At 66.1% G+C, this 22,399-nt stretch carries 21 protein-coding genes; 10 read left to right on the forward strand and 11 right to left on the reverse strand.

Going from position 1 to position 22,399, the window contains the following annotated elements:
- Positions 1-2: 2 nt before the first annotated feature.
- Positions 3-1,196: an acyl-CoA dehydrogenase family protein gene (locus EAO27_RS08705; protein WP_242779640.1), complete on the reverse strand. Its 1,194-nt coding sequence runs from the start codon at positions 1,194-1,196 to the stop codon at positions 3-5.
- Between the two features lie 173 nt (positions 1,197-1,369).
- Between EAO27_RS08705 and EAO27_RS08710 the strand changes: the two genes are divergently transcribed.
- Positions 1,370-2,434 carry an MBL fold metallo-hydrolase gene (locus EAO27_RS08710; protein WP_242779642.1) on the forward strand — a complete coding sequence of 355 codons (1,065 nt, stop codon included), beginning with the start codon at positions 1,370-1,372 and terminating at the stop codon, positions 2,432-2,434.
- Between the two features lie 141 nt (positions 2,435-2,575).
- On the opposite strand, the gene EAO27_RS08715 is transcribed toward EAO27_RS08710, so the two are convergent.
- From EAO27_RS08715 to EAO27_RS08750, 8 genes are all read right to left on the reverse strand, one after another.
- Positions 2,576-3,193: a tail fiber protein gene (locus tag EAO27_RS08715; RefSeq protein WP_242779644.1), complete on the reverse strand. Its 618-nt coding sequence runs from the start codon at positions 3,191-3,193 to the stop codon at positions 2,576-2,578.
- 47 nt (positions 3,194-3,240) lie between these two features.
- Positions 3,241-3,843, reverse strand: coding sequence for a tail fiber protein (locus EAO27_RS08720; protein ID WP_242779646.1), 603 nt, complete (start codon positions 3,841-3,843; stop codon positions 3,241-3,243).
- A gap of 61 nt (positions 3,844-3,904) precedes the next feature.
- Complete coding sequence (locus tag EAO27_RS08725) at positions 3,905-4,474, reverse strand: tail fiber protein (protein WP_242779648.1); 570 nt, start codon at positions 4,472-4,474, stop codon at positions 3,905-3,907.
- A 160-nt stretch (positions 4,475-4,634) separates the two neighbouring features.
- Positions 4,635-5,258 carry a tail fiber protein gene (locus EAO27_RS08730; protein ID WP_242779650.1) on the reverse strand — a complete coding sequence of 208 codons (624 nt, stop codon included), beginning with the start codon at positions 5,256-5,258 and terminating at the stop codon, positions 4,635-4,637.
- Positions 5,259-5,305: 47 nt separating this feature from the next.
- On the reverse strand, positions 5,306-5,920 hold the full coding sequence (locus EAO27_RS08735; RefSeq protein WP_242779652.1) for a tail fiber protein: 615 nt from the start codon (positions 5,918-5,920) through the stop codon (positions 5,306-5,308).
- 50 nt (positions 5,921-5,970) lie between these two features.
- Positions 5,971-6,579, reverse strand: a complete 609-nt coding sequence (locus EAO27_RS08740) for a tail fiber protein (RefSeq protein ID WP_242779654.1) — start codon at positions 6,577-6,579, stop codon at positions 5,971-5,973.
- A gap of 106 nt (positions 6,580-6,685) precedes the next feature.
- Entirely contained in the window at positions 6,686-7,567 is an 882-nt protein-coding gene (gene yghU / locus EAO27_RS08745) for a glutathione-dependent disulfide-bond oxidoreductase (RefSeq protein WP_242779656.1), read from the reverse strand.
- A gap of 75 nt (positions 7,568-7,642) precedes the next feature.
- Entirely contained in the window at positions 7,643-8,821 is a 1,179-nt protein-coding gene (locus tag EAO27_RS08750; protein ID WP_242779658.1) for a CoA transferase, read from the reverse strand.
- 224 nt (positions 8,822-9,045) lie between these two features.
- Here EAO27_RS08750 and EAO27_RS08755 point away from each other — a divergent pair, with 224 nt between their 5' ends.
- The 9 genes from EAO27_RS08755 to virB11 all read left to right on the forward strand — a co-directional run bounded on the left by EAO27_RS08755 (position 9,046) and on the right by virB11 (position 20,259).
- Positions 9,046-12,306, forward strand: coding sequence for an amidohydrolase family protein (locus EAO27_RS08755; RefSeq protein WP_242780529.1), 3,261 nt, complete (start codon positions 9,046-9,048; stop codon positions 12,304-12,306).
- 161 nt (positions 12,307-12,467) lie between these two features.
- Positions 12,468-12,785: a TrbC/VirB2 family protein gene (locus tag EAO27_RS08760; RefSeq protein WP_278190160.1), complete on the forward strand. Its 318-nt coding sequence runs from the start codon at positions 12,468-12,470 to the stop codon at positions 12,783-12,785.
- 10 nt (positions 12,786-12,795) lie between these two features.
- Positions 12,796-13,080, forward strand: a complete 285-nt coding sequence (locus EAO27_RS08765) for a type IV secretion system protein VirB3 (RefSeq protein WP_242779662.1) — start codon at positions 12,796-12,798, stop codon at positions 13,078-13,080.
- Positions 13,059-15,434, forward strand: a complete 2,376-nt coding sequence (locus tag EAO27_RS08770) for a VirB4 family type IV secretion/conjugal transfer ATPase (RefSeq protein ID WP_242780531.1) — start codon at positions 13,059-13,061, stop codon at positions 15,432-15,434. The genes EAO27_RS08765 and EAO27_RS08770 overlap by 22 nt, the downstream gene beginning before the upstream one ends.
- Positions 15,431-16,663: a type IV secretion system protein gene (locus EAO27_RS08775; protein WP_242779664.1), complete on the forward strand. Its 1,233-nt coding sequence runs from the start codon at positions 15,431-15,433 to the stop codon at positions 16,661-16,663. The genes EAO27_RS08770 and EAO27_RS08775 overlap by 4 nt, the downstream gene beginning before the upstream one ends.
- 11 nt (positions 16,664-16,674) lie before the next feature.
- Positions 16,675-17,508 carry a type IV secretion system protein gene (locus EAO27_RS08780; RefSeq protein WP_242779666.1) on the forward strand — a complete coding sequence of 278 codons (834 nt, stop codon included), beginning with the start codon at positions 16,675-16,677 and terminating at the stop codon, positions 17,506-17,508.
- Positions 17,505-18,203, forward strand: a complete 699-nt coding sequence (locus EAO27_RS08785; protein ID WP_242779668.1) for a TrbG/VirB9 family P-type conjugative transfer protein — start codon at positions 17,505-17,507, stop codon at positions 18,201-18,203. The genes EAO27_RS08780 and EAO27_RS08785 overlap by 4 nt, the downstream gene beginning before the upstream one ends.
- Entirely contained in the window at positions 18,200-19,258 is a 1,059-nt protein-coding gene (locus tag EAO27_RS08790; protein ID WP_242779670.1) for a TrbI/VirB10 family protein, read from the forward strand. The genes EAO27_RS08785 and EAO27_RS08790 overlap by 4 nt, the downstream gene beginning before the upstream one ends.
- Positions 19,258-20,259, forward strand: a complete 1,002-nt coding sequence (gene virB11 / locus EAO27_RS08795; protein ID WP_242779672.1) for a P-type DNA transfer ATPase VirB11 — start codon at positions 19,258-19,260, stop codon at positions 20,257-20,259. Before EAO27_RS08790 ends, virB11 begins: the two co-directional genes overlap by 1 nt.
- Before the next feature lie 61 nt (positions 20,260-20,320).
- Here the strand turns inward: virB11 and EAO27_RS08800 are convergent, their stop codons facing one another.
- Complete coding sequence (locus EAO27_RS08800) at positions 20,321-21,289, reverse strand: right-handed parallel beta-helix repeat-containing protein (protein ID WP_242779674.1); 969 nt, start codon at positions 21,287-21,289, stop codon at positions 20,321-20,323.
- 57 nt (positions 21,290-21,346) lie between these two features.
- Positions 21,347-22,288, reverse strand: coding sequence for a hypothetical protein (locus tag EAO27_RS08805; RefSeq protein WP_242779676.1), 942 nt, complete (start codon positions 22,286-22,288; stop codon positions 21,347-21,349).
- Positions 22,289-22,399 lie beyond the last annotated feature (111 nt).

Here is a 22,399-nt window from a genome sequence, read left to right on the forward strand (position 1 = left end):
GATCACAATCCCAGAACCATCTTCGCGATGATGTTGCGCTGGATCTCGTTCGATCCGCCATAGATCGTCGTCTTGCGGACGTTGAAATAGGTCGGCGCGGCCCGATGCGCATAGTCGGGGCCGATCGGATGCTCGTTGTCGCCGTCGCCGAAGCCGCGGAAATAGGGCGCGCCGTAGTGACCGACCGCTTCCAGCGTCAGCTCGGTCAGCCGCTGCTGGATTTCGGACCCCTTGATCTTGAGCAGGCTCGATTCGGGGCCGGGTCCCTTGCCGGCGTTGGGACCGGCGAGGCTGCGCAGCTCGGTGAATTCGAGCGCGGTGAGGTCGATCTCCAGCTCGGCGATCTTGCGCTTGAAAAAGGCGTTCTGGAGCAGCGGCTTGTCGCCGTCGACCTCGGTGCGCGCGATTTCCTTGACCTTCTCGACACCGCGCTTCGACGCTGCGACGCCCGCGATGCCCGTGCGTTCGTGCGCGAGCAGGAACTTGGCGCAGGTCCAGCCCTTATTCTCTTCATAGACGCGCTGCGCCTGCGGGACGCGCACGTCCTCGAGGAACACTTCGTTGACCTCATGCTCGCCGCCCAGCGTGATGATCGGGCGCACGGTGATGCCGGGCGACTTCATGTCGATCAGCAGGAAGGAAATACCCTCCTGCTGCTTGGCGTCCTTGTCGGTGCGGACGAGGAAAAAGCCCCAGTCGGCGTGCTGCGCCATCGTGGTCCAGGTCTTCTGGCCGTTGACGATATAATCACTGCCGTCGGGAACCGCGACCGTGCGCAGGCTGGCAAGATCGGATCCCGCGCCGGGTTCCGAATAGCCCTGGCACCACCAGTCCTCGCCCGACAGGATGCGCGGCAGGAAGCGCGCCTTCTGCTCGGGAGTGCCGAAGGTGTAGATCACCGGCCCGACCATCGCGAGCCCGAAGGGCATCAGGCGGATGCAGTCGGCGCGCGCGGTTTCCTCCGAAAAGATGAAGCGCTGCGTCGGCGTCCAGCCGGTGCCGCCATATTCGACCGGCCAAGCGGGGGCGACCCAGCCCTTCTTGTACAGGATGCGGTGCCACGAGAGGAAATCCTCCTTGGACAGTTCGTCGCCCTCGTCCTGCTTGCCGCGCAGATCCGCGGGGTAGTTTTCGGCGATAAAGGTCCGCACCTCCTGCTGGAAGGCGAGATCCTCGGGGCTGAACTCCATGTCCATTTTTTGATTCTCCCACTGGGCTGTTCCGCCCTTATAGGCCTGGTTCACGCTTACGTAAAGGTAAGTTGTCTTTCGCAACGCACCCCTGCTGCGCGGCAACTTCGCCAACTTCCGGCGCCTTGTCCAGCACCGCATTCACCGCCATGATGCGCGAAACAGGTGGGGGATGACCGATGGGCAAAGGCAAATGGGCGGTGCTGCCGCTCGTCCTGATCGCACTGGGCGGCTGGCTGTTCCAGCGACCGGTCGGCATGTGGATCTTCGATCGCGCGGTCGAGCGCAGCGCCGCGCGCAATCCTTATGCCGACCTGCCCGACGGACTCCACGTCGGCCTTTGCGGCACCGGATCGCCGCTGCCCAGCCGCGATCGCGCCGCCGCCTGCACCGTCGTCATCGCGGGCAAGACGATGCTGGTCGTCGATGCAGGCGAAGGCGGCGCGCGCAACATCGCTCAAATGGGCCTGCCCAACGGGCGGATTCGCGGACTGTTCCTGACGCACTATCATTCGGACCATATCGACGGGCTGGGGCCGATGATGCTGCTGCGCTGGACCGCCAGTGGCAACCAAAGCCCGCTTCCCGTCCATGGCCCGACAGGGGTCGAGGACGTGATTGCGGGCTTCAACACCGCTTACGCCCGCGACAATGGCTATCGCACCGCACATCACGGGCCGGCGATCACCCCGCCCGCGGCGGCCGGCGCGATCGCCCGGCCCTTTGCGATCCCGTCCGCACCGACGATCGTCTACGAAACGGACGGGCTGCGCGTCACCGCCTTTCCGGTCGACCACCGCCCCGTCGCGCCTTCGGTCGGCTATCGCTTCGATTACAAGGGCCGCAGCGTCGTGATCAGCGGCGACACCGGTCCGTCGAAGATGCTCGAACAGGCCTCAAGGGACGCCGACATCCTCATCCACGAAGCGCTCCAGCCCCGGATGGTGAAAGCGCTCGCCGCCGCACTCGACAAGGCGGGCCGCGGACAGACCGCACAGATCATGCGCGACATCCTCGACTATCACGCCACTCCGGCGCAGGCGGCCGACAGCGCGCGTGTCGCGGGGGTGAAAATGCTGGTGCTGAGCCACCTCGTTCCGTCGATGCCCTCGCCCTATCTGAACGCGGCCTTCCTCGACGGCGCGGGAGAGCATTTCGACGGGCCGATCATCGTCGGCGAAGACGGACAGTATTTTTCGCTTCCCGCGGGAAGCGATGCGATCGAGCGCGGCAGCTGGTTCTAGCTCGCGCCGTCCGCCACCAACGCGTTACGTTGCCGGCGGTTCCAGTGCGCCTCCCGGGACGCTCCGGCCCGACGCAGAAAAGCCGCGCATCGAACCAGCGCGGCCTTTTCGGGAAACAGCGCAAGTTCAAACGGTCGCGTGTCAGTTACGCGCCGGAAAAATCCCTTGCAGCGCAATGCACCAGCGCATCGTCAGATAGGGCGGCCGGTTCGATACCGGCTGCGAATTGCCGGCAGGCGCGACCTGAACCATCGTGCCATCCATGGCATTGTTCGGATCGACCCCGGAAAGATAGCTGTTGTTCGCTGAATAGGCGAGCGCATTGCCGTTCGCGCTCGTCGTGTTCGCGGCCGCGTTTGCCGTCTGGATCGCACCGCGATGGTCGTGCCGCGGGAGATTGGTCGAGAGGAGTGTGGTCGTTTCGCTCCCGCCGAATTCGCCGAGGACATAGGGCGACAGCCCCGGGCCGCTCCCTTGGTTGATCGCCGTGCGTCCACGCAGATCGGGCAAGGCAAAGGTCGTCTGCCCATTGCCGCCATAGGTCGTCCCGAGCAGCGAGAAGAGCGCGGTATTCTGGCTGATCGCCAAGATCTGCCCCTCTGCGCTGGCCCAACCAGCGGGACAGAAAGTGAAGCCTACCTGGATCATTTGCCCGAGATAACGATCGGTCTGCGCCAATGCCGGCGTTGCCACCGCCAGCGAGGACGCGCTGGCCAGCGCCGCGATCGTCAGGTTCCGGATTGCTCCTTTGCGTGTCATACCCCGCCTCCAGTCTTCATCTTGTTCGGTCGATAGTCGATCCGCAATCAGTTGCGCGACGGGAAAACCCCCTGGACCGCGATGCAATAGCGATTGACCAGAAACGGCGACATGTTTGCCACCGGGTCCGAGCCGCCGGTCTTTTGCACCGTCACCGTGGCGGCATGCAGCGCGCCGTCGAACTGGATGACATTCGAATATTGGCGATCGGGTGTCACGGCAAAGGCGTTGCGGAACGGCTTGATATCGTTCGTATTCTGATTGACTGACAGGATCGCACCGCGATGTGTATGCTGCGCGAGCTGGCCTATCGTGAGAGTCTGGTTCTCGACGCCACCGACTTGGCCTTGCACATAAGGCGAGAGTCCCGGCCCCTGCCCCTGCCCGATCAGCATCCGCCCTTGCAGATTGGGCAGCTGGAAATTCGTGGTGCCGTTGCCGCCATATGTCGTGCCAAGCAGTGAGAAAAGTGCGGTATTCTGCTGGATTGCCAAGAGCTGGCCGTTGGTCGGAACCCAGTTTCGCGGGCAGTAATCGGCCCCCGTTTCGATGATCTGGCCCAGATAATAGGTCTGCGCCAAGGCCGGGGCCCCAATGCCGGCCGCGCTGACACCGGCCATCGCCAATGCTGCTGCCTTCAGATGCCGCATGTCTCCAACTCCCCCTCAAAAACCCATCGCCGCTGGCGTCGCCGCCCTGCGCGCTTCGCCGTCAATTGCGCGACGGGAAAATGCCCGCGCTGATGACGCAATAGCGGATCGCCAGATAGGGTGGCAGATGATCGAATGACGTTCCTTCGCCGGTGTGGCGGATGTCGAGCGTATTGATGTTCATCAGCTGCGCGGCGGGTGCGGTGCCCGACACATATTTGTTCGCGGGTGTCGTTGCAAAGATGGCCCGGAACGACTGTCCGGTGTTGCCAGCGCTGCTGGTGGTCCGGATCGACGCCGTATGCTCGTGCCGCGGCATCTGGTTCATCGTCAGGGTGGTGGTTTCGGTCCCGCCCGTCTGCCCCCGGACCCGCGGCGACAGGCCAGCGCCCGTGCCCTCGTGCATCGAATAGCGGCCCGCCATGCCGGGCATCGCGAAAGTGGTCACGCCGTCACCGCCATAGGTCGTTCCGTAGAGCGCGTAGAGTGCGCTTTCCTGGGCGATCGAAACCAGCTGGCCGTTCGCCTCCAGCGTTCCGCGCGGACAGAAATTATACGGGACCTTCATCAGTTCGCCGAGGTAGAAGTCCTGCGCCGACGCCGACCCCGACAGTCCTGTACCGGCCGCCACGGCGGCCGCGGAAAGATAAAGACTTGTTTTGCGCGCGAATGCCATCGCCCAGCCCCCTGCCCGATTGCCCTAAAAAAAAGCTAGACCAATTTGAACCAAAGTCAATTTACGAACGCGCGGCACCCGATTGAATCACCGAAATCATCCGGCAAGTCCGTGATCAGTTGCGCGCCGGAAATACGCCCTCAACTGCAATGCACCAGTTGAGCGCGATATAGGGCGGGCGGTTCGACACCGGCTGCGATTGCCCGGCAATTCCCGAGTCGGCAATGCCCGGCGCCATCAGATTACCCGACGGTACCGTGCCCGAAACATAGCTGTTGTTCGCCGAATAGGCGAGCGCGTTGCCGTTCGCACTCGTGCTGTTCGCGGCCGCGTTGGCGGTCTGGATTGCCGCGCGGTGATCGTGTCGCGCCATATTGGCGATGGTCAGCGTTGTGCTCGGCGCCCCGGCCTGCTCGCCGATCACATAGGGACTCAGCCCCGGCCCCTGCCCGTCGAGGTTCGCCGTCCGGCCCGCAAAATTGGGGAGCGCGAAAGTCGTCTGGCCATTGCCGCCATAGTTGGTGCCGAGCAGCGAAAACAGTGCCGTATTTTGTGCGATGGAGAGAATTTGTCCCTGCGCTGCCATCCAGCCGCGGGGGCAGAAAGTAAATCCGACCTGCATGATTTCGCCGACATAGGGACTTGCAGCATCCGCAGACGCTGGCGCCGTATAGGCAAAGCTGCTGCCGCCGGCCGCAAGCGCCAGCGCGAAGTTCCGAATTGCCGCCCTACCTGTCATGCCCGCCTCCCGATTTCCCAAATTTCCATGTTACCGCGACGGCACCTTCAATTGCGCGACGGAAAAATACCCACCAACGCCATACAGTGTCGAGTCACGAGAAACGGCGACATGTTGCTCATCGGCTGACTGCCGCCGGTCTTTTGGACCGACACCGTATCGGCATGCAGAACGCCGTCGAGAGCGCTCGGCCCCGTCGCAGGCGGCACCTTATATTGCTTGTCCGGGGTTACCGCGAAGGCGTTGCGGAACGGCTTGATATCGTTCCCGTTGGCATTCACCGTGTGGATAAAACCCGGGTGAATATGCGCCGGCAAGTTGGCGAGCGTCAGGGTTATGGTTTCGGATCCGCCGACCTGCCCAAGTTGCACCGTTCCATCCGGGCCGGCCCCCACGCCGATGACCATCCGCCCGCGAATGTCGGGCAGTGCGAAGGTGGTGACGCCGTTGCCGCCATAGGTCGTGCCAAGCAGCGAAAAGAGCGCCGTATTCTGCTGAATCGACAGAATCTGCCCGCTCGCGCTCGCAAAGCCTCTGGGGCAGAAATTGGCCCCGGTCTCGATCATCTGTCCGAGAAAAAAGGTTTGCGCCGCAGCGGGCGACGACGCGGCGATAGCCATGCCCGATGCCGCCGCCAGCGCCAAGGATTTCCGGTGCCGCATGTCATACCCCCCTCGTTTGCCCTTTGCCCGCCATCGGGCCCGTAGCCCGATCAGTTCTGCGACGGAAAAATGCCGTTGATGTTCACACAATAGCGGATGGTTAGCGTCGGCGCCCGATGATCATATGCCTGATCGCCGCCCACGTGCCGCAAATCGAGCGTTTCGATCGCCATCAACTGGGCGGCAGGCGCGGTGCCGGTGACATATTTATTTAAGGGGGTCGTCGCGAAATAGTTGCGAAACGCCTTCATCGAATCGCCCGCCTGCGACGTCGTGCGGATCAGCGCCGTATGTTCATGCCGCGGCATCGTGGCGATCGTCATGGTGGCGGTTTCGGTGCCGGCCCTCTCGCCGAGCACGCGGTTGGTCAGCCCAGGCCCCTGGCCGTCGTTCATCGAGGATCGCCCGCGAAAATCAGGCAAGGCGAACGTCGTCACGCCATCGCCGCCGTAGGTCGTTCCATAAAGGGCGAACAGCGTCGATTCCTGCGCAATGCTGAGCAGGCGACCATCGGCGGCAACCGTCCCGCGCGGGCAAAAATTGGCGCCGGTCTTCAGTATCTGGCCGACATAATTATCCTGCGCCATCGCCGACGAGGCAGCCGCCACGCCAGCCATCGCGATCACGGACGCCGACATCAAAACCGATTTGCGCAGCATGCCCACCCCCTGTCTCCCTTACCCCATGGGCGTGATGGGTAGCGCAATTTCGAACCGAATCAACCCAAACAATGTCGGGCCGGGTCCATATACAATCCGTTCCGGGTCACTTTTCGCTGGCGGGCGCAAGCTTGTCCTGTGTCTTCGTATCGAAGTCCGCCGCATCGTGGCGCTCGTGCAACTGGCTTGCAGGATCCCCCATCACGCGGTTGACCATTCGCCCGCGCCGGACAGCCGGGCGCGCCGCGATCGCATCGGTCCAGCGCTGGACATTCCTGTAATCCTGCACCTGCAGGAACTCGCCCGCCTCATAGATCAGACCCTTGGCAAGCGCGCCGTACCAGGGCCAGGTCGCCATGTCGGCGATGCTATAGTCCGCGCCGCCCAGATATTCGCTCTCCGCGAGCCGGCGATCGAGCACGTCCATCTGGCGCTTGACCTCCATGGCGAAGCGATCGATCGCATATTCGATCCTGAACGGCGCATAGGCATAGAAATGGCCGAAACCGCCGCCGAGATAGGGCGCGCTGCCCATCTGCCACATCAGCCACGACAGCGTTTCGGCGCGGGCGGCGCGTTCGCTGGGCAGGAAGGCGCCGAACTTTTCGGCGAGATAGATCAGGATCGATCCCGATTCGAACACGCGCACCGGCGAGCTCTCGCCATGATCGACGAGTGCGGGAATCTTGCTGTTGGGGTTGGCGCCGACGAAGCCGCTCGAAAACTGATCGCCTTCGTTGATGCGGATCAGCCAGGCGTCATATTCGGCGCCGGCGTGACCGAGCGCGAGCAGTTCCTCGAGCATCACCGTCACCTTCACGCCATTGGGCGTCGCGAGCGAATAGAGCTGGAGCGGGTGCTTGCCGACGGGCAGGTCCTTGTCATGCGTTGCCCCGGCGATCGGGCGGTTGATGTTCGCGAAGCGCCCGCCATTCTCCTTGTTCCATTCCCAGACCTTCGGCGGAACATAGTCGGTGGCGTCGCTCATCGGGATACTCCTGTGAGATATTATGTACTGATCGGTATCTAACCATCCGTCATCCGGGCGTCCAGCCGGGACGTTTCAAATTATCCTTTCGGCGCGCAAAGCCGAAATCGCGTCGGCGTCGTAACCGATGTCGGAAAGGATCGCGTCGCTATGCTCGCCGACGCGCGGCGCCGGTACAGGCGCCGCCTTGGCGCTTGCCGACAGGGTGATCGGCGTCCGGACGACCGGCGCCGCGCCGAACGCGCCCGGATAGGCCATCGCATCGACCAGCCCGGTCGCCGCGACCTGCGGGTGCGCCAGCGCCTCCGACGGCTTGAGCACCGGCCCCGCGGGCACCTTCGCCGCGCCGAGTTCGGCCAGCGCCTCTTCATTGCTCCGCGCCGCGCACCACTCGGCCATCATCGCGCTCAACTCCGCGCCATGGTCGCCGCGCGCGATGTCGCTGGCAAAGCGCGGATCGTCAGCCATATCGGGGCGCCCGACCAGTCGCGCCCAGCGCGCGAAGATCGGATTGCCGACGACCTGCGTCATGATCCAGCCGTCGCGCGTCGCGAAAATGTCGGTCGGCGCCGAACTGAAGGCGCGATTGCCCAGCATCCCGCGCTCGACGCCGTTGATCGCATGGTCGATCGTCAACCCGTTCGAGACGGCAAGTGCGGTGCCGAGCAGCGACCCCGACACCCGCTGCCCCTTGCCGGTCCGCTCGCGATCGCGCAGCGCGAGCATCACCCCGAAGGCGCAGTGCAGCGCCGTCGTGAAATCGACATAGTTGACCTGCGCCCGCGCCGGCGCGCCATTCTGGCCGGCGATGTGCGCCGCCCCCGACATCGCCTGCCCCACCGCGTCAAATCCCACATGGTGCGCCAGCGGCCCCTCGCTGCCGAACGCCGAAGCCGCGACGAGGATGATCGCCGGGTTGATCGCCGACAGCGTGTCATGGTCGAGCCCCAGCCTGACCAGCGCATCGTCGGGCATGTTGGCGATGACGACGTCGGCCGTCGCCACCAGCCTGCGGACGATCTCGCACCCCGCCTCGCTGCCCGGTTTCAGCGTCAGGCAGCGCTTGCCGCGGTTCATCTGGAGGAACATGCCCCCCGACCCGTCGTCGGCGACGGGCACCGAAAAGCGATCCTCGTTACCGCCCGGCGCCTCGATCCGGATCACGTCGGCGCCATAGTCGGCGAGCAGCGCGCCGACATAGGGGCCCGCGATATAGCGCCCGAAATCCAGCACCCGGATACCGTTGAGCGGCATATGATGTCCCTCCCGTCGCCCCTGGCTTGATCCGGGGCCTGCACCTCTTGAAGGGAAAGGCGCGTGCCGGGTCAAGCCCGTCCCGGGCTTGCCAACGGAGCCGGCCGGGCCGCAAGCCCGGCCGCCGCCCATCGACCCGCCGCGCCGCTTCGTCGAAACCCCGGCCTTGCGCTCGCGAACCAAAGCCATATGGTCGCATCATAATTTCAACAGGGGATAATATGATGGCGCGCTTTGCACTCGCCCTGGCCATGTCGCTGGCCTGTTCGACCTCGGTCTTCGCGCAAACCGCCGTGGTGCCCGCCGCCGCGAGCGACGCCGACGCGAAGAAGGACGAAAAGTGGGACGTCAACGCGCCCCCGGGGATGACGACGCGCAAGGTAGCGATCGCGGTCGACGAGGGCAGCTGGATGAACATCGACGTCGCGCCCGATGGCCGCACGATCGCCTTCGACCTGCTCGGCGACATCTACACCATGCCGATCGAGGGCGGTACGCCGACGCGGATCGCCGAGGGCCTCGCCTTCGAACATCAGCCGCGCTTCTCGCCCGACGGCAGCCGCATCGCCTTCGTCTCCGATCGCGCGGGCGGTGACAATATCTGGGTCATGAACCGCGACGGCAGCGACAAGCGGCAGCTCAGCAAGGAAGATTTCCGCCTGCTCAACCAGCCGAACTGGAGCCCCGACGGGCAGTATATCGTCGCCAAGAAACATTTCACCACCGGTCGCTCGCTCGGCACCGGCGAGGTGTGGCTGTACCATGTCTCGGGCGGCCAGGGCGTGCTGCTCGTCAAACGGCCCAATGAGCGCCACCAGAAGGAATTGGGCGAACCGATCTTCGCCCCCGACGGCAAGAGCGTCTACTACACGCGCAACGTCACCCCCGGGCCGATCTTCGAATATGCGCAGGACAGCAACACCGACCTGTTCCACATCGAACGCTATGATCTGGAGAATGGCGAGACGAGCACTGCCGCCTCGGGGGCCGGCGGCGCGGTGCGCCCGACTCCCTCGCCCGACGGCAAGCGCCTCGCCTTCGTTCGCCGCGAAGGCACCCAATCGAAACTCTATGTAAAGGACCTCGCCTCGGGGATCGAGAAGAAGGTCTACGACGCGCTCGACCAGGATGTGCAGGAAACCTGGGCAGTCACCGGCGTCTATCCCAACATGGCGTGGACCCCCGACAGCCGCGACATCGTCTTCTGGGCGGGCGGCAAGCTCCGCCGCGTCGCCGCAGCCGGCGGCGAGGCGCGCGTCATTCCCTTTCAGGTCAACGACGACCGTGTGATCGTCGATGCGACGCACCCCGCGGTCGAGGTTGCCCCCGACCGCTTCGAGACCAGAATGCCGCGCTGGGCCGAGGTCTCGCCCGACGGTCGCAGCGTCGTGTTCGAAACGCTCGGCAAATTGTGGATCCAGCCCGCAAACGGCGGAACCGCGCGCCGCCTCACCGGTGCAAAGGACGCCGCCTTCGAACTGTGGCCCAGCTGGTCGCGCGACGGCAGGTCGATCGTCTTCGTGCGCTGGACCGATGCCGGCATGGGCGAAATCCATGTCACCCCGGCAGCCGGCGGCGCGTCGCGCAAGGTCACCAGCGTTCCCGGCCACTACGCCGAACCGCGCTTTTCTCCCGACGGCAAGACGATCGTCTTCGAACGCCGCGGCAGCGGCGGGCTCACCTCGGGCCGCTGGAGCGAGGATCCCGGCGTCTACCGCATCGCCGCGGCGGGCGGCACGCCCGACCGTGTCGCGCCGGGCGCCGCCAAGCCGCAATATGGCGCCGACAACGACCGCGTCTTCATGGTCGGCGCCGCCGACGGCAAGAGCCAGCTGGTGAGCACCGACCTCGCCGGCCAGGACAAGCGCGTCCACGCGAGCGGCGAACTGGTCAGCGACTATGAAATATCGCCCGACGGCCGCACCCTCGCCTTTCGCCAGAATTACGACGCCTATGTCACCCCGCTGATGCCGGGCGGACAGGATGTGCCGCTGGGCACCAAGAGCGGCGCGCTTCCCGTCACGCGGGTGAGCGGCAGCGGCGCGGACTATATCCACTGGTCCGACGGCGGCAAACGCCTCCACTGGAGCCGCGGCGCAACGCTGTTCAGCGCCGACCTCGGCCAGCTCTTCGCCAACGCACCGACCGACGACAAGGCGCCTAAATTCACCCCGCCGACGACCGGTGTCTCGCTGGCGATGACACAGGTCGCGGCAAAGCCCCGGGGGACGGTGGTCATCACCGGCGCGAAGATCGTGACCATGGCCGACAAGTCCGGCGGGGTGATCGAGAATGGCGCGATCGTCATCGAGGGCGACCGCATCACCGCGGTGGGGCCGGCGGGCGCGATCACCGTTCCCGCGGGCGCGGTGACCGTCGACGCGGCGGGCAAGACGATCGTCCCCGGCTTCGTCGATGCGCATGCGCACGGCGCGCACGGCGACGACGAACTGGTGCCGCAACAGAACTGGTCCGAAATCGTCAATCTCGCGATGGGCACGACGACCAGTCACAACCCCTCGTCGCGCGCGTCCGAAATCTTCGTCTCGTCGGAGATGCAGCGCGCCGGGCTGATCCTCGCGCCGCGCATCTTCTCGACCGGTGAAATCATCTATGGTGCCAAGGCCGCCGGGGTCTATGCCGAGATCAACGGCTATGACGATGCGCTCGCGCATGTCCGCCGGCTGAAGGCGCAGGGCGCCCACAGCGTCAAGAACTACAACCAGCCGCGCCGCGAACAGCGTCAGATGGTCGTCAAGGCGGCGCAGGCCGAAGGCATGACCGTCGTGCCCGAGGGCGGCTCGCTCTTCACGCAGGACGTCACCCTGATCCAGGACGGCAATTCGACCGTCGAGCACAATATCCCGCTCCACACCTTCTACAAGGATCTGGTGCAGCTCTGGGGGCAGACCCGGGTCGACTACACCCCGACGCTCGTCGTCACCTACGGTGGCCCCGCGGGCGATCCCTACTGGCGTGCGCATACCAATGTCTGGGAGCACCCGATCCTGTCGCGCCACGCGCCGCCCGCCGAACTCGCGGCGAACAACAAGCGCCGCGTGATCGCGCCCGAGAGCGATTATGTCGACGATGATTCGGCGCGCGAGGCGGGCAAGATCGCCGCGGCGGGGCGCAACGTGTCGATCGGCGCGCACGGCCAGCAGTCCGGGCTCGGTGCGCATTGGGAAATCTGGTCGTTCGTGCGCGGCGGCTGGAGCAACATCGACGCGCTGCGCGCCGCGACGATCATGCCCGCGACCTCGCTCGGCTATGGCAAGGATGTCGGCTCGCTCGAGGCGGGCAAGCTGGCCGACCTCGTCATTCTCGACGCCGACCCGACGCAGGATATCCGGAACACCGACAAGATTCACCGCGTGATGCTCGGCGGGCGGCTCTATGATCCGCTGACGATGAACGAAACCGGGACGGGCGGCGCGACACGCGCACCCTATTGGTGGGAGGCGGATTCGCCCGCGGCGCGCTGATACCGGGTTTCCCTGACGGCGACGTCGCTCCCGGAATGACACGACGAATGGTTGCGGTGGACGGCGCATCGGCCTTGCGCCGCCAACCCCTTTGCCTATAGACATTTAGGCTTGGGGATGATGTGGCCCGTTTTGGGCCGGGGGGAAGAGACTTGCGACGACTGGGTACCAGGCTTGCGGCAATTGCAGCCTCGATGACGACGCTGTTCCACGCGTCGCTCGCGCATGCGCAGAGCAGCCTGCCCGACCCCGAAGGCTCGGGTGCGATCGTCTCGGCGGTGCGCTGGCTTCAGGGAACACTGCTCGGCACCGTCGCGACCGTCGTCGCGATCATCGCGGTCGCCTCGGTCGGTTTCCTCATGCTCACCGGACGGATCAACTGGCGCTACGGCGCGACCGTGATCCTCGGCTGCTTCATCCTGTTCGGCGCCGCGAGCATCGTCGCCGGCATCCAGTCGGCATCGAGTACCGGGCTTTAGGAGGAACGCGATGAGCGACCTCGACCGGGACACCTTGTTCGTGGCGCTGACGCGGCCCCAGATGTTCGCGGGCGTCACCTACAGCTTCTTCGTGATCAATGCGATCGTCGCGACCGAATTGTTCCTGATCTTCCGCTCGGTCTGGGCGCTCGTCGGCGCGCTTGTCGTGCATCTGGTCGGCGCGCTCCTCTGCCTGCGCGAACCGCGCTTCTTCGACATCTGGCTGACCAAGGTCAGCCGCTGTCCGCGCGTGAAAAATTTCAAGACGTGGCAGTGCAATTCCTATCGCCCCTGAAACGCCCGGCTGCGGCGCCTGACGGCGGCGAGGTGTCCGCGGGCAAGCATTTGCCCTATGCGCGCCACGCCGACGATCACACGATCGAGACCCGCGACGGCCTGTTGATGCAGGTCATCCGCTTGCGCGGAATCCTGTTCGAGACCGCCGATAGCGACGAACTCAACTATCGCAAGCTGCTCCGCGACGCGATGCTTCAGGCGATCGGATCGTCGCGCTACGCGCTCTATCACCACGTCGTTCGGCGCGAGGCCGGCATCACCCTCGACGGTGAGTTCGGCGATGATTTTTCGGCGGGGCTCGACGCGCGCTGGCAGGCGCGGCTTGCGACGCGCCAGCTCTATCGCAACGACCTCTATCTGACCCTCGTCCGCCGCCCGGCGCCGGGGCGCATGGGCGTTCTCGACCGGCTGTCGGGCTGGCTCGGTCAGACCGGGCAGGATTATCAGGCCGGCCTCGCGCAGGAACTGCGCCTGCTCGACACCGCGCGCGAGGCGCTGGTCGCGCAGCTCGGCAGCTACGAACCCGAACTTCTCGGCCTTTACGATGGCGATCAGGGGCTTTGCTCCGAGCCGCTCGAATTTCTCGGCCAGCTCTATTCGGGCGAACCGCGCCGCCTGCTCGCACCCTATCAGGACGCGGGCGACTATCTGCCCGACCGGCGGATCAGCTTCGGGGCGGAGACGATCGAACTCGCCCCCTCGGGCACCGCCGACCGCCGTTTCGTCGGGATGGTCGCGATCAAGGATTATCCATCATCGACCGCCACGGGCATGTTCGACGAGCTGCTCCGCCTGCCGTTCGAGATGGTGATGACGCAGAGCTTCGCCTTCGTCGACCGCCAGCCCGCGCTCGGCAAGATGAACCTCGCGCTGCGCCGCATGCGCTCGACCGAGGACGAGGCGATCAGCCTGCGCGACCAGCTGTCGCGGGCCAAGGACGATGTCGCCGCGGGGCGCGCGGCGTTCGGCGAGCATCATATGACGATCGCGGTGCACGGCGCGAGCGAGGAAGAGGTCAGCGCCAACATCGCCGACGTCCAGGCGTCGCTCGCCGAACTCGGCATCATATCGGTGCGCGAGGATATCGCGCTCGAGCCGACCTTCTGGTCGCAGTTCCCCGGCAACTTCAAATATATCGTCCGCCGCGGGCTGATCTCGTCGGCCAATTTCGCCGGGCTGGCGAGCGGTCATAATTTCGCCGCGGGCCGCGCCGACGGCAATGCCTGGGGCAAGGCGGTGACGGTGTTCGAAACCACCGCCGCGGGACCTTATTATTTCAATTTCCACCAGGGCGACCTCGGCAACTTCACCGTCATCGGGCCGTCGGGGTCGGGCAAGACCGTCGTCGTCAACTTCCTGCTCGCGCAGGCGCGGCGTTTCGATCCCCGGATCATCTTCTTCGACAAGGATCGCGGCGCCGAGCTGTTCATCCGCGCGATCGGCGGCCGGTACGACCAGCTGCGCCCCGGCGTAGCGAGCGGGCTCAATCCGCTTCAGCTCGACGACACGCCGGTGAACCGCCAGTTCCTGATCGACTGGCTGGCGCAACTCGTCGGCGGCGCCAGCATCGAGGAAATGGCGCAGATCAAGGATGCGGTCGACGCGAGCTACGCCCAGCCGCCCGCGCATCGCCGCCTGCGCCACGTCGCCGAGCTGTTCCGCGGCGGCCACCGCCCGCGCGCCGACGACATGTGGTCGCGCCTGCGACCCTGGTGGGGCGACGGCGAGCGCGCCTGGCTCTTCGACAATGTCGAGGATCTGACCGACATGGACAGCGCCACGATCGGCTTCGACATGACCGTCATTCTCGACGACGCGGCGATGCGCACCCCGGCAATGATGTATCTCTTCCACCGCGTCGAGGAACGGCTGACCGGCGAGAAAACGATCATCGTGGTTGACGAAGGATGGAAGGCGCTCGACGACGAGGTGTTCGTCCGGCGGATCAAGGATTGGGAAAAGACGATCCGCAAACGCAACGGCATCGTCGGCTTCGCGACGCAGAGCGCGCAGGATGCGCTCGAAAGCAAGATCGCCAGCGCGCTGATCGAACAGGTTGCGACGCAGATCTTCATGGCCAACCCCAAGGCGCGCGCGGCCGACTATATCGACGGCTTCGGCCTCACCGAGCATGAGTATCAGCTCATCCGCACCCTGCCCGACAACGCGCATTGCTTCCTCGTCAAGCATGGCAACGACAGCGTCGTCGTGCGGTTGAACCTGACCGGCGAACGCGACATGCTGACGATCCTGTCGGGGCGCGAACGCACGGTCCGGCTGCTCGACCAGATCCGCGAGACCGCGGGCGACGACCCCGGCGTGTGGATGTCGCGCCTGCTGGCGGTCGCATGAGCATCGCCCTCGCCCCCTGCGCAGTGCCATCGGCCGGCGACAGCTTTGTCGCCGGAACGCTGAAGGCCATCGAATGCCAGGCGCAGACCATCGGCAACGCGGGGTATCTGGCGCTCTCGGCACCGGGGTCCGACATCGCCGCCTTCCTGACCGCGATGCTGACGCTGTTCATCGCGTTCATCGGCTATCGCATGTTCGTCGGACGCGGACCCGACCTGGGCGGCGGCCTGCTGATCATCGCCAAGATCGGCATCGTCGTCGCGCTCGCGACGAGCTGGCCGGCGTTCCGCACCCTCGTCTATGACGTCGCCATCGACACGCCGGCACAGCTCGGGGCAACCGTCGGCGGCGCGGCATCGCTCGCGGGCAGCGACCAGAGCATGGCCACCCGCCTGTCCGAAACCGATCGCGCGCTGCGCACGCTCAACGCCTGGGGGGTCGGCAACGATCCCAACCGCGCGGGGGTCAGCGACGATCAGGGAATCGACCCCGACACCACCTATGAAGCCAAGGCGCTCGGCGCCGCGCGCATGTCCTTCCTCGCCGGCTCGCTCGGCAGCATTGCCCTCACCCGCCTCGCGGCCGGGGTCCTGCTCGCGCTGGGACCGCTCTTCATCGCCTTCCTGCTCTTCGACGCGACGCGCGGGCTGTTCGGCGGCTGGTTGCGCGGGCTGGTCGGCCTGACGCTCGCGACCACCGCGAGTTCGCTCGTCCTCGCGGTGCAGACCGCGATCGTCCAGCCGCGCATCGTCACGCTGATCAATATCCGCGCGTCGGGCTATGCCATTCCGGGCGCCGCGACCGAGTTGCTGGCCCTCGCGATCGTCTTCGCCTTCGTCACTCTCGCGGTGCTCGCCGTCTCCTTCTACGTCGCCGCGGGCCTCGGGCTGCCGCGCTGGCAATGGACGCAGCAATATCTGCCGGCATCGATGCGCGGGACGACGACGCTCGACGCGCGCACGAACGCCCAGCCCGCCGAACGCAGCGATCCGCGCTCGCGAGCGGCGGTCGTCGTCGATGCCGTCGAAGCGATGCAGCGGCGCGAAGCGACGGCCGCGGGCGGCGGCGCAGGAAGCCAGACGCGCGCGCGCGCGGTCGCGGCGGCCGCGGGCAGCGCGGGCGCGCGCGACGCCCGGCGGGTAGCGGTTGAAACCGGCAGCGACGGTGCACCGCGCCGTCGCACGACGGGCCGGACCTCGACGAGCGGCAGCCGGCGGGACACACGGTGATGAAACAGGATATGAAACAGACTCGCGAAGATTATCTGCAGGCGGCCGAGGGCTGGGGCGCCGATCGCCACGCCGAATTGACCAGGTCGCGCCGGACGGCTTGGATCGTCGCGAGCGTCGCGGCCGCGATTGCGCTGATCGAGGCGCTGGCGCTTGTCTTTCTGACGCCGCTCAAGACGGTTCAGCCCTACACGCTGCTGGTCGACCGCCACACGGGTTTCGTGCAGGCGCTCGACCCGCTCCAGCCCGCACGGGTGACCAGCGACACCGCCCTGACCCAGAGCTTCCTCGTCCAATATGTCATCGCGCGCGAAAATTACGACGTCGACGCGGTCCAGAACGACTATCGCAAGGTCGCGCTGTGGTCGGCCGACAAGGCGCGCACCGACTATCTTGCGCTGATGCAGGCCGACAACCCGGCCAGCCCGCTCGCGCGTTATCCGCGCACGACCACCGTCGAAACGCAGGTCAAGAGCATCTCGCCGATCAGCGCAAGCGTCGCGCTGATCCGCTTCGACACGCGCCGCCGCGACGCGACCGGCGAATGGCAACCCGCGCAAAGCTGGGTGTCGACGGTCAAATATCGCTATTCTGGCGAGCCGATGAAGCAGGAGGACCGCGTGTTCAACCCGCTCGGCTTCCAGGTCGTGAGCTACCGCCGCGATGCCGAAATGCTGCCGCCGCCGGCCCCCGCCGACGCCCGCCCGGCCCCCTCGGAAAGCGAGGCTCCGGGTCAGGCAAGCGCCGCGGCCGCCACCCTTCCCCAGCCCGGTGCGCAACCGGACGGACGCCGCCGCGGCGACGTCGTCAAGGTGATGCCCGATGGCACGCAGGTGACGCTGTGACCCGGTTCCCGCCGCTCCTGTTCGCGGCGCTGCTCGCGCTTCCTGCGGCGGCACAGGTCGATCCCCAGCCGATCGGGATCGATCCGGCGATCCAGGCGGTGACCTATGCCGAGGGCAAGGTCGTGCGCCTGACCGCGGCACCGGGCTATCAGCTCACGGTCGAAATCTCGGCCGACGAGACGATCGAGAATATCGCGCTCGGCGACAGCGCGGCATGGCAGGTCTCGCCCAGCCGCCGCGGCGACCGGTTGTTCATCAAGCCGCTGCAATATGGCGTCACCACCAACATGACGGTGGTCACCGGCACGCGCACCTATTTGTTCGAACTGGCGCCGTCGAACTATGGCGGCGCGGGCGCGGCGCAGATCGTCCGTTTCGCCTATCCCGAACCGACGCCCGTCTCGACGCCGCCCGACGAACAGCGCGTCGACCAGGGACTCTACAAACTCACCGGCACGCGCGCGCTCTATCCCAGCGCGATCAGCGAGGACGGCCAGCGTACCTATATGCAGTGGCACGAGGATGCGATGCTTCCGGCGGTTTATATCGTCGACGAACTGGGGCAGGAAAAGCTGGTCGACGCGATGATGCGCGACGGCATTCTCACCATCGACGACGTGATCCCGCGCCTCGTCTTCCGGCTCGATGGGAAGCTCGCGCGCGCCGTGCGGCGCAGCGAGGCACGCGTCCGATGACCGAACCGGATATCCCGCCCGAAACCCCGCGCGCGACCAACGCGCCGGTTGTGCGCCGCCCGCGGCAAGGCCTGCCGACGCCGCTCCTGGCCGGCGTCGCGGTGCTCGCCGCGGTCGTGCTGTTCGTCGCGCTCGAAGGCCGCCGACAGGCGGCCGAAGCGCCCGCTATCGCGGGACAGGGCACCGCGCTGATCGCCGCGCCGCCGCCGCTGGCGATTCCCAGCTATCCCGAACCGCCGCAGCGCTTGCCGGTGCTGCCCGAAACGCCTGCGACCGGCACGCTGCCCAGCGCGCCACCGGCGCCGCCGCAGATCGTCTACGTGCCCCAGCCGGTGCCCGGGCCGCCGCCGAGCTACGATCCGCCGCCCGCACCGCCGCGCCCGGTCAACGCCGGTCCCGTGCTCGTCTATGACGGCGGGGCGACGACCGGAACGCCGAACGCCGACGGCAGCGGCGGCGAGACGCCGCGCGGCGCCACACCTGCCGAGGCGGGGCGCGTCCGCGCGGGCGTCCTCGCGAACCGGTCGACGACGGTGGTTCAGGGATCGCTGATCCCCGCGGTGCTCGAAACACCGCTCGATTCGTCGCGCCCCGGCTTCTCGCGCGCGGTGGTCCAGCGCGACGTCCGCAGCTTCGACGGCAGCCGTGTGCTGATCCCGCGCGGCAGCCGCCTGATCGGCGAATATCGCTCCGAAGCGACGCAGGGCCAAAAACGCGCCTTCATCACCTGGACGCGCCTCATCCGTCCCGACGGCGCGACCATCGCACTCAATTCGCCCTCGGGCGATCCGCTTGGGCGCGGCGGGATCAAGGCAAAGGTCAACAGCCATTTCTTCTCGCGCTTCGGCGAGGCGATCCTGCAGTCGGTGCTCGACATCGGCGTCAACGCCGCGGCGAGCGCGACCAACTCGCCGGTGGTCATCCTGCCCGGCGGCACCGGGACGCAGCGGCCGCAGCCCGCCAACATCGCCCCGACGCTCAAGGTCGCCCAGGGCACGAGCATATCGGTCTTCGTCGCGCGCGATCTCGACTTCTCGGGCGTGGAGCGCCGCTGATGGGCAGCATCGCGGCGCTCGCCGACGATCGCGTCTATTTCCGCAGCTATCTCGCGCCGCTCGCCCCCCTGCTCGACCGGAACGACGTCACCGACATCTATGTGAACCGCCCCGGCGAAGCCTGGGCCGAATCGCTGAGCGGAAAGATCGAAACCCACGCGATTCCGGCGCTGACCGAGCAGTTGCTCGAACGGCTCGCGCGCCAGATCGCGTCGCTGTCGCATCAGGGGATCAACCGCGAACATCCTTTGCTCTCGGCGACGATGCCCGACGACGCGCGTGTCCAGATCGTCGCGCCGCCCGCGACCCGCGGCGGCGTCGTCCTCGCGATCCGCAAACATGTCTCCCCCGACCTCCGGCTCGAGGATTATGCCGGCAGCGGCGCCTTCGATGCGACCAGGGCCGGGCGGATCGGCGACGCAAGCGCGCTCGACGGGCGCCTCCAGCAGCTGCTCGACGCCGGCGATATCCCCGCCCTCCTGCGTGCAGCGGTGCAGAACCGTCGCAACGTCCTGATCTCGGGCGGCACCTCTTCGGGCAAGACCACCTTCCTCAACGCGCTGCTGCGCGAGGTGCCGACAAGCGAGCGGCTGATCCTGATCGAGGACACGCCCGAAATCACGATCCACCATCCGAACGCGATCGGCCTGCTCGCGGCGCGCAGCGCGCTGGGGGAAACACACACGAGCGCCGAGGATCTGCTCAGCGCCTCGCTGCGCCTGCGTCCCGACCGTATCATCCTCGGCGAACTGCGTGGCGTGGAGGCCTTTTCCTTCCTGCGCGCGGTCAACAGCGGACATCCCGGATCGATGACGACGATCCACGCCGACAGCCCCGAGCGCGCGATCGAACAGCTCACGCTGCTCGTGCTCCAGGCGGGCAGCCGGCTCGACCGCGCCGACGTCCATCACTATGTCCGCTCGACCGTCGACGTCTTTGTCCAGCTCGACCGCACCGGCGGCCAGCGCCGGATCGCCGAGGTCAAGCTGCGCGAAGTCTAGCGGGCAAAAGAAAGGGCGCCCGGCCGCCGGCCGAGCGCCCCCTTATCCGTTTGTCCCGCGATTATTGCTTGGTTGCGGGGCCGGTGAAGCTGCCATTGCTGACATTGCCGGCGACGATATTGTCGCCAAAGCTGGTCAGTGATGCCCCGGTCAGCACGGTGAGGCCGGTGGTCGTCTGGGTGATCTTGCTGCCGCTGACCTGCACCGATGCGCCGGCGCCCCCGGCAACCAGGCCGAGCCCGCCGCCGTTGATGACCGTGTCCTTCACCAGCAGTTGCAGCGGCGTCGTCGACGACTGCACGATGATGCCGGCGCTCGTATTGTCGGTGAACAGGCTGTTCGTCACCGTGCCTTTGACGCTTGCACCCGTCACCGTGTCGGTGATGATGCCAAGGCCGAACCCGTTGTTGTCGGTGACGCGGACATCGTTGAGCGCAAAGGTCGCAGCGACGTTGGCGGCAGGAGCGATGACGATCGCCCCGCTGTCGTTGGTCGTGGCGACATTATTGACGATCGTCACATTGTCGACCGTCAGCGACGCACCGGTGCTCGCCGGCTGGAAACCGATCGCCCCGCCATTGGTGCCGCGAAATCCGCGGAAGCTCGAGTTGCGGATGATGACATTGCCCGCCTGCACGATACGGACCCCGAACAGGCCCTGGCCGAAGCCGTCGAAATCGAGACCGCTCAGGACGACCGTATCATTGACTCCGGCATTGACGTTGATGCCGTTCCCGCCCGATGCCAGAATGCCGCCGACGGTGAAGTCACAACGGATCGTGATCGACTTGGTGATCGTCACCGCACCGAAGCCGGCGGGGTCGAGGCAGTTGATCTCGCCGCCCGCAGCGGTCTTCGAAATCGAGCCGGCAAAGGTCTTGCACGGCGCGGTACGGCTGCACGGATTGGCGTCGTCGCCGACGCCCGAGACCCAGGTTCGGGTCGCCTGCGCCGAAGCGGGAGCAGCGAAGGTCAGCGAGCCGCCGACCGCGAGCAAGGCGTAGAACAGCCCTTTGGTGCGAATTTTCATGATGATCTCTCCAGATAGCGGTGAGAAGGGCGGCCAGCTTCGAGCCGCGCCATTCGGTTACTGCTTGGAAACGGTGCTGGTGAAGGTGCCGTTGGTGCCGTTGTTCGTCAGCTCGTTGTCGCCATAGCTGATCAACGTCCCGCCGCTGATCGAACGGACGCCGAAGGCACTGTTCGACGAGATCAGGTTGTCGCTGACGCGAACCGTCGCACCGACATCCTGCGAAACAACGCCGTTCTGGTTGGTGCCGATGCTGTTCCCGGCCACCAGGATGTTGGCTGTACTACCGGCGGGGACCTTCGCAAACACGGCGTTGGCGGCATCGGCGAAGACGCTGTTCGACACGACACCCTTGACCGATGCGCCGTTGATGCCCGTCGTATCGACGCGCAGCCCCGTTCCGCCATTGTCGGCGATCTTCACCTTGTCGATCGCAAAGGTCACTGCGACATTGGCCGCGGGCTGGATCAGGATGCCCCCCGAATTATTCGCCAGGCCGTTTTTGACGATCGTCACATTGTCGAGGACCAGTGTCGCGGCGAGCGAGGTCGGCGCAAAATTCACCGCATAGCTCGTTGCCGACTTGAAACCGCGAATTGTCGAATTGCGCAGGTGAAGCCCGCCGCCGCCAAGGAAACGGATGCCATTGACCCCGGTGCCCAACCCGTCGATTTCGAGCCCGCTGATGACGATGACGTCGTCCACCCCGGCGTTGATCGTGATACCGTTCGTGCCAGAGGCGGTGATCCCGCCGCCGACATTGTCGCACAGCAGCTTGATCGACTTGGTGATCGTCACCGTACCGAAACCGCCCGGGTCGAGGCAGTTGATCTCGCCGCCCGCCGCCGTTTTTGCAATCGAGCCGGCAAAGGTCTTGCACGGTGCGGTACGGCTGCACGGATTGACGTCGTCGCCGACCCCCGAAATCCACGTCCGCGTCGCCTGCGCCGAAGCCGGCGTCGCCAGCGGAATGGCAAGCGTCGCCGCGGATGCAGCCATCAGGCCGCGTATGACATATCTGTTCATCGATATTCCCCCATGATCGCCCGGTGCCGGCCCGCAAAGGCCCGGCCGGCCGGAACAGTTCCCACGCATGGCACCGAACGAAAG

The sequence above is a fragment of the Sphingopyxis sp. YF1 genome (assembly GCF_022701295.1).
GTDB lineage: Bacteria > Pseudomonadota > Alphaproteobacteria > Sphingomonadales > Sphingomonadaceae > Sphingopyxis.